The sequence below is a fragment of the Candidatus Aminicenantes bacterium genome (assembly GCA_011049425.1).
Classification (GTDB): Bacteria; Acidobacteriota; Aminicenantia; order UBA2199; family UBA2199; genus UBA876.
In genome coordinates, this window is record DSBM01000103.1 from 1 (window position 1) to 8019 (window position 8019).

4 protein-coding genes are annotated in these 8019 nt (G+C 58.4%); all 4 read right to left on the reverse strand.

Going from position 1 to position 8019, the window contains the following annotated elements; translation table 11 throughout:
* Positions 1 to 196: 196 nt before the first annotated feature.
* The 4 genes from ENN40_06450 to ENN40_06465 all read right to left on the reverse strand — a co-directional run bounded on the left by ENN40_06450 (position 197) and on the right by ENN40_06465 (position 7834).
* On the reverse strand, positions 197 to 520 hold the full coding sequence (locus ENN40_06450) for a type II toxin-antitoxin system RelE/ParE family toxin (protein ID HDP94983.1): 324 nt from the start codon (positions 518 to 520) through the stop codon (positions 197 to 199).
* Position 521: 1 nt separating this feature from the next.
* Positions 522 to 794, reverse strand: coding sequence for a type II toxin-antitoxin system Phd/YefM family antitoxin (locus ENN40_06455; GenBank protein ID HDP94984.1), 273 nt, complete (start codon positions 792 to 794; stop codon positions 522 to 524).
* Between the two features lie 840 nt (positions 795 to 1634).
* Positions 1635 to 4550, reverse strand: coding sequence for a PD-(D/E)XK nuclease family protein (locus tag ENN40_06460; protein ID HDP94985.1), 2916 nt, complete (start codon positions 4548 to 4550; stop codon positions 1635 to 1637).
* Positions 4547 to 7834 carry a hypothetical protein gene (locus tag ENN40_06465; GenBank protein ID HDP94986.1) on the reverse strand — a complete coding sequence of 1096 codons (3288 nt, stop codon included), beginning with the start codon at positions 7832 to 7834 and terminating at the stop codon, positions 4547 to 4549. Before ENN40_06465 ends, ENN40_06460 begins: the two co-directional genes overlap by 4 nt.
* Between the last annotated feature and the right edge of the window lie 185 nt (positions 7835 to 8019).

Sequence of the window (8019 nt, forward strand, 5' to 3'; positions counted from 1 at the left end):
GTTCATTTCCTTGCAAAAAAAGAGGTAAAAATGAAGCCCAAACATTCTCCACAAAACAACCCCCAAAGTCATCTTTTTCGTCAGGAACTTTCGGATATGATCGATCACGATCACCCGTTGGTTAAGCTGGCGGCCAACATAGGCTGGTCTCACCTTATGCACAGATTTTTGTGAGGAGCCAATTTTTAATTAGTATTTATCTTAAAAGTCGCCGCTCAAGTAATTCCTGCAGTGATCTCCTCCCGTCCAGGACGCAGTGTATAAAAACCTCGTTTTCACCAATCTCATAAATAATGCGATACGGTTTAAAATGCACTTCTCGATAATTATATACACCTATCCGCTCTAATTCAGGAGGCACGTGGCCTTTTTTAGGGTACTCTTCCAGACTTTGACATGTCTTCTCAATTTTGTCTAAAAGATATTTTGCTTTTTCTTCCGTATCATGAAGTGAAACATACCTGTAGATATCCAGAACATCTTCTTCCGCGTCCGAAATTACATATACGTTATATTTCATTTTATTTTTCAATTTTATTGTGAATATCACTAAAAGAAGTTTCAATGGTTTTGTATTGTTTTTTGTCTCTCGATTTAGAACTCAGGGAAAGCATTTTAAGCAATGCCAGACTTTCCTGCATTTCTTCGTATGATTTTATGTCCTGAAGAACAGCTTTTGCTTCTCCATTTTGGGTAATAACCATGGTTTTCTGATTATTTGACAGATCGCGCAACATCTCGGAAGCATGTGCTTTCAGATAACTGATTGGTTTTACTGACTCACTTAATTTCATAACACCCTCCTTATTTTGACTATATTTTAGTCCGTATTGTAGTCAATGTCAAGGTTCAAATTATACTGATAACGTTTGAACTCACTGGTTTTTGCGGAGCGTAGCGGAGCAAAAATCCAGTGCAGCGGTTTGTTAGCCCATAAACCGCTGTTTTACATATTCCTGCGTCTGACTTGCGCTTAGCTCTGTTGTAGAAGGCCCTGTGCGTATATGGAATCGTACGGTATTGCCGTCCTTTGGAAATATCGGCTTTGGAGATTTTCGACATTTTATAACCATAACCCGGCAGTCATCATGATAATTCCAGTATTTCACAGTGTAGAAAATTGTCAAAAAATAACACTTCATATATGGCTCACCCGGGTCTGCTTGACTACCGCAAAAGTAACAATGCAACGGGCTGTTGCCCAAATCGAATAAATGACAGTCATTGGTACTATTGACGGATAATTTATTGATATAAAGTTGCTGAGATGGGAAATTATTATTATGAAAAAATGCCTTGAGAGCAAGTCATGATCGGGGTTGAGAGTCCCAAGAGCGGTAAGTTGTTTTACAATTTCATTTTGGAAAAGAAGGTCAGGAAGAATCATCCTTTGTGCAAGTTGAAGGAGATTTTAAATCTTGATTTCATGTACGGTTTATTGAAAGACAAATATGGTTACAACGTCAATGTATCTGGCCGAAGAGTTATGCCTGAGTGTATTATGCTTGGTTAGAAAATCAGGAAATACCCTGAATTTTTATGTTTTCTAGAATAGCTGACACTTTCTTGCCTGTTTGGGCAACAGCCCGGAAAGACCTGACCCCCCAGTCCTGAGACTTGAATGACCTGGTGAATCAGATGTTGCCGCAGGGGGTGCGGAAGGGGCAGTGTTTGCAGTTGGATTCGTCGGGGATAGGGATGAAGTCGGGGCGCAGGAAGATGTCGCACAGGAGGGCGTCAAGGTGGAGGCGGAAGCGGCGGATCTGTTCGGCCCGTTCCTCGGGTGAGAGGGATTCTTTGAAGACCGGAGCGCGCCGGTTCTTGTCCTCCGTCTCCCGCAGGAACACGTATTCGGCGTCCAGGTTGTCCAGGGGATCCCCGTCCCTGCCGTGGAGCATGAGCATGTAGGTGTATAGCTGGAACCCTTTCAGGTTTCCGGCCATGGATTCTAGGGCGCCGGTATATTCCTCCTCGGGCAGGTTGTAAAGTTCCGGCGCTTCCCCGGGAATCCCCTCCTTGGTATACGCCCGGAAGGATGCCCCCGACTTGTAGTCCACCACCCGCACCCGGTTTCCCTCTTTTTCCACGCGGTCGCAGCGCCCCAGCAGGGGCACCGGGTGGTCCAGGTCCGCCACGGAAATTTCTGCGCAATATTCCTTTTCCAGGCCCAAGATGCGCGTGCCGCGTTCCCGCAACTGTTCCACGTCCCCGAAAACGAAGTCCGCCAGGCGCTGCTGAAACATCCACAAACGCATGCGCCCCACGCCCGAATCGGAATCGAAGCCGCCGCGGCGATACTCCTCCTCGAGGATGGCCTGGAGGCGGGATTCGATTGTCCCGGGGTCCGGGATCGCGGGGTCTTCACCGCCGTAGAGGCGGAACAGGGCCTGGTGGAGCAGCCCGCCCAGCTCGCCGGCGTCGGGATCGGCTTCCAACCGTTGCCGCTGGTCCAGCCCCAGGATGCGCTGGAAGTAGAACCGCAGCGGGCAGTGGAGGTAGGTTTCCAGGACGGAGGGAGAGAACGCCATGGAGGAGAGTTTGGCGTGGATGGTTTCGTCCTTGTTCATGCGGGACAGTTTTACCCGAGGCGGTTCAAAGCGGGGAACGAAGCGCACTTGCGGCAACGGCTCGCCTTTCTGTTTTTCCGTCTCCAGCAGCATGCGCTCAATGAAACGCGAGCGGTGGGCCGGTGCCCAGCCGGCGTCTTCGCTCCAGAACAGGTCCACCTGGGACGCGGCGGTAAGGGAAAAGAAATCCACGGCGAACAACTGCTCCCAGTCTGTGTGCTGGCGGATGCCCAGGGCTGCGCGCACGTCCCGGGGCAGCAGGGGGTCCTGCTTGCGGCTGCGCGGCAACGTGCCCTCAACGGCGTCCAAAACAAACACCCAGTCAAAGGAGAGACCGCGGAACTCCAGCAGCCCCATCACCTGGATGCCCTTCAGCGGCGAACCCTGGAAACGGATCTCGCGATGAGTCAGGTAGTTGTGGATGAATTGCGTGCGGGCCTTGAGGGAGCCCTCCAGGACTCCGGACCCGGCGTCACGGATCAACCCGCGTAACTCTTCCAGGGCGGCCAGGGCTGTGTCGACCGTGTCCTTTAGAAAAAGATATCCCGGCACATCCCGCAGGGGACGGATGCCTGCTTCCAGGCCGGCGCACAGTGCATCAAGGTCATCCGTACCGGACAACAGGAAACGCCGGTGCATCGCCGCAACCGCCTCCCGGGCGGCCGCTCCGCCGGCGTCACTATTTTCCGCCTGGAGTTCGATCTCCTCCCGGGAAACGCGAAGCCGGTTTTCGCGGTGGATCCATGACTCCGCCCGGTGCAGGGTGAGGCGCAGCAGGGTGTCCGCTTCCTCTCCCCCGCCGGAGAGCTTGACGTAGGGATGCCGCAACAGGTCCAGGTAGAGTGGTGCCGGGAACAGATCCCCCTCCCGTTGCCTTGCCAGGTTGAGCATGCCGTCCAGGAGCTGGAACAGGGGAGTACGCGCGAATGGGTATCCCAGGGTGATGTTGAAGGGGACTTCCCGCGCGCTCATGTCAAAGCGGGACACCACGCCCTGGATGAAGGGCACCAGGGCTCCGGCATCGGGGATCACCACGCCGATGCGCAGCAAATCCGCGGGAGTTTTGCATGCCGCCACGGCGGCGGCCAGTTCCTTGTGCAGGGCGGCCATCATGGTTTCCCCGTCCCCGCAGGGATGGAGCCGCACCCGGCCGGAAAAACAGTTCCATTCCGGTTCCCCCCCGGGAAAGAGATCCGGCCCGCCCCCCAGCAGGTTGACGGTTTCCTTTTGCAGGGCGAAGGGGGAAGCGGGATCGGCCAGGGCGGCCGCGTCGGTACGCATGAACAATTCGGCCGGGTGGTCACGGAAAATCCGGGTCAGTACGCGTTGCTCACTGCGGTTTAAGGCGGTCAGGCCCATGAACACCACCCGCTCCACCCCGTCGGGAAGCCTTAATTCCCCCGCATCCGACGCGGCGGCCACGCGACTGTACATCATGCCCCGGGACGCCCGGTTCAAGTGTGCCAGCCTTTCCGCGTACCCGTCTATCACCCGGGGCAGGCAGGCCAGGAAATCCTTGTATTCGCGGTGGTATTCACCCAACTCGACGTAGCGGGAAAACACGTCACGGTCGATCTCCCCCAGGCTGGCGCCCTCCACCAGGCATTCCTCTGCCACGCCCATGAACTGGAGCAGGCGCGGATAGCGGTCGAGAAAATCTTTTCCCGGCGCCAGGCCGTAGGTACCTGCGGGAAACAGGTTGTTCAGCGCGGCGTCAAGGGCCAGGGCGGCTTCCAACTCAGAGGCTTCTTCGCAGCCTGGAACCGCCCGGGCGTGCAGGCATTTAAAAAATCCATCCACCGTGAGCAGGCGCGGGGGAAAAAACGCCCCGGAAAAACAGCGGCCCAGGGCATCCAACAGGAAAACACGCAGGCGGCGCGAGGGATAGACCACCAGGGTGGACGAGATTGACTCCTCTTGTCCGGCCAGGAACCGGGCCACCGCGTTCACCAGTGATTCGTGCAACGGTACCAGGCGGATCATGACACTTCATCCACCCGGCCCAGGTCGGTATACAGCAGGACGCCACGCACCCGTTTGTCCGGGAACAAGGGCGCCACCACCTGCATGTACGCGGCCACCTGTTGCCGGTGGGCATCCGCGTACTCGGCGCCGGTCTTGAAGTCCACCACCCAGGCCGTATCCGCGGCCAGCACCAGCCGGTCCAGGCGCACCACCCGCACGCCGCCGTCTTCGCGACCTGCCACGTCGATCTCCCTATGTGCCGTGATGTCACCCACGAAAAAACGCATGGCCCCGGGGTCGGCCAGGAAAACGGTCAGGGCCTCGGTATGATCGTTTTCCAAAAGGTCCCTCGCACGGGCGCGCAGGCCCGCCGCCAGCGAGCCAACGTTCTCGTACACCCCCAGTCCGGCCAGGACCTGGTGGACCCGGTCACCCCGGCGGCTTTCGGGAGTCGCCGGCACCTTCTTGGCGGCGGAAAACACCAGGAAGCGCCGCTGCCAGTCAGCGGTCATCAGGCGCTTTTCTCCGGGCACCTGTGGGGATACGGCTGCCGACTCTTTTGTCCGCCGCGGCGCGGCCCCGGGATCCCCTTCCTGCAACAGGGTGAACAACCCGGCCGCCTCATCCACCGCGTCCAGGCCCGGCTGCAGCAGGGGGTGGTGAAACATGATATCGCTGAAAGAGTGATTCAGCTTGGTTTCACGCTTTTTCCTGACCTTGCGTTCCAGTTTCGTTTTACCCATGATAACGGTCAGGGATCGACACGCCCGGGTAAACCCCACGTAGTAGAGGTTCAACAGGTCCACCAGGCGGTGGTGCAATTCGCTGGCGTACACCCGACCCAGTTCGTCGTCCACGGCGGCCACGTTTGCGTCCAACTGCAACAGTCGGCCGGCGTCCTCGTACAGGGGTGCCTCACGGCCGGACGCGCCGTCCAGCACGGGCAGGATGACGCAGGGGAATTCCAATCCCTTGGCGCCGTGCAGGGTCATCACGCGCAGGCGATCCCCCTCGTCCACCGCGGCCAGGGACCATTGCCCCTGACCTTCCTCTTCCAGCCGGTCCCATTCCTCCAGGGCGTGGGCCACGGAAACCAGGCCGCGTTTTTCCGCCCAATGCAGGAATTCGGCAAAGCGCAGGACAAAGGCGGACGCTTCGGGAAAATGTTCGTGGATCCGCAGGCAGGCGCACATGTCCTGGAAAAGGTCGTAGGCGGTCAGAAAACCGATGGAGCGGAACAGGGGCTCGATCAACTTCCGCCACAAGCGGGGAAACGTTTCACGGAAAAGCGGATACAGGGGCCCGGGACAACGCCGCCGCAACTGCTCACAGCCGGCGATCCGGCCGGCCTCTTCCGGGCTCACTTCCCGGGCCCGGCGGGCAAACACCTCGCCGGTGACAAAGGCATAGAAACCGAGGTTGTCCGGGGGAAATTCCAGGAACCTCAGGCAGGAGAGAAGCTGGCACAGCTCGGGAGAGCTTCCCAGCAGCATTGATTCACCTGAAACCGCGGGCACACCCGCGGCGGCCAGGCGCTGCATCATGCGGCGGCCCTGCAGGTTGGTGCGCAACAGCACGGCCATCTCCCCGTAGCGGAATCCGGCGTTCCTTTGCTCCGCGACTGCGGCCACGCAGTCCTCCAGCATGGCACCCGACAGTTTTTCCTCGTTATCCGGATCCCTGGGATGCAACCGCAACCATACATTCACGCAGCCGCCTGCGGCGGATTTCGGCCCGACCTCCTGGCGCACCCGGGCGAAATGATCCTGCACATCCCCGGGAGCATCTCCGGGCAGGGCGGCCTCCAGTGTGCCGGGTTCCCAGAAGCGGTTGTTGAACATCACGATATTGCGCAGGCTGCGCCAGTTGGCCTCGAGGCTGTCCCCGATTGGGCCCGGAGCCACCTGGTCCAGCGTCTCCATTTCCCTACGCAGCCGCGATTCGTCCATCAGGTCCGGGTTCCCCCCCCGCCAGCGGTAGATGGCCTGCTTGCGGTCACCCACTAGGAAAAAGGAAGCCTGGGAATCGGAAGAGAGGGTTTCGTCGATCAACGGCGCCAGTGCCTGGAACTGAAGGCGGCTGGTGTCCTGGAATTCATCGAACAGAAAGTGGCGAAAACGGTCGGACAACTTCAGGTAGACATATGGCATGGCCTCATGTTCCCAGGCGGTCAAACGCCCCCGGATCAGGCGGGAGAATTCCTCCACGAACAGGGTTTCCCGGTCCCGGGCCAGGAGTTCTTCAAAATCTTCCAGAAAGCGCTGCACGTGAATCACGCGGCAGCGGGCATTGTGGCGCAAAACCTTTGCGAAATCGCGATGCGCGGCGCGGTGCAACGCATTGAAACGCGAAACAAAAGCGGGGTCCGCTTTGCCGAGCAGCAGGTCCTCAGCGCAATTCTTGAAAATCGCTTTACCGGCCAGGGATTTCAGCACCGCAGGGGTCGGATCACGGCCGGCGGCCTCCAGGTCCGCCAGGGCCTCGGCTCTGACTCTGCCGCCATGCAGGTTGGCGTTACGACTTTTTTTTAAGGGGGGTTCGGTCATCAATGCGTGCAATTCCCGGGACTGCCGGGAAAAAACCTGCAGGATACGCTCCCGATCACCCCGGCACGCATCCATATCCGCACGGGTCACCGGCGCCAGGGGGGTGTTGAGGGAAAAACGTCGGATGCGGCTGAGCAGCTCCACCACCGGTTCCTCCACCCGCCAGGAACGCAGGGGAGCCATGCCGGAAAGCCCTTCCAGGAAACGCCGGGCCTCTTCCCAGTCGCGGCGGGAAAACCCGTCCATGAACTCCAGCCCCTTGCGCCGGACCCAGGGATCGGCGTTCACCTCGATCTCAAACTCGGGAGGCAGTTCCAGATCCGGGGCGATCACCCGCACGACCTGGCTCATCAGGGAGTCGATGGTTTTGACATTGAACTCCCCGAAGTGGGTGATGATCCGTTCCAGGAGCGGCAGGGCCACGCCGGCGAGCCGCTCGCGGGAAATACCCGTATCCTGTTCCAGAGCCGCCGCCAGGGCCCCGCCCTCCGCGCTCAGGCCGGCGGAATCGTCAACGCCGAACGCCAGGTGCTTAAGCGTACGGATAATGCGCTGGCGCATCTCTCCCGCGGCCCTGTTGGTGAAGGTGATGGCCAGCAGGCTGCCCAGGATGCGCGAAGATTGCTCAGGCTTGATCGACTTTTCGTTGATGCCCTTGAACGAAGTAAAGAGGCGTGCCAGGTACTGGCGGGTCAGGCGGAAGGTCTTGCCCGACCCTGCGGATGCTTCAACCAGGATGACGCGTTTGGATGGCATGGAGGCCTCCCCTCCAGTGTACGGTAACGCAAGAGGGGAATCAACCTTCTGAATGGGGTGCTGAATGGGGACGGTTCTTGAGTGCGCCAAGCAAGCTGGCGCGATTCAGGGGGTTAAAATCCCCCACGGGCAAAGCCTAGCCAGCCGCCCGTTATCCAAGTTGCATTTAAGGAGGCGACGAATTA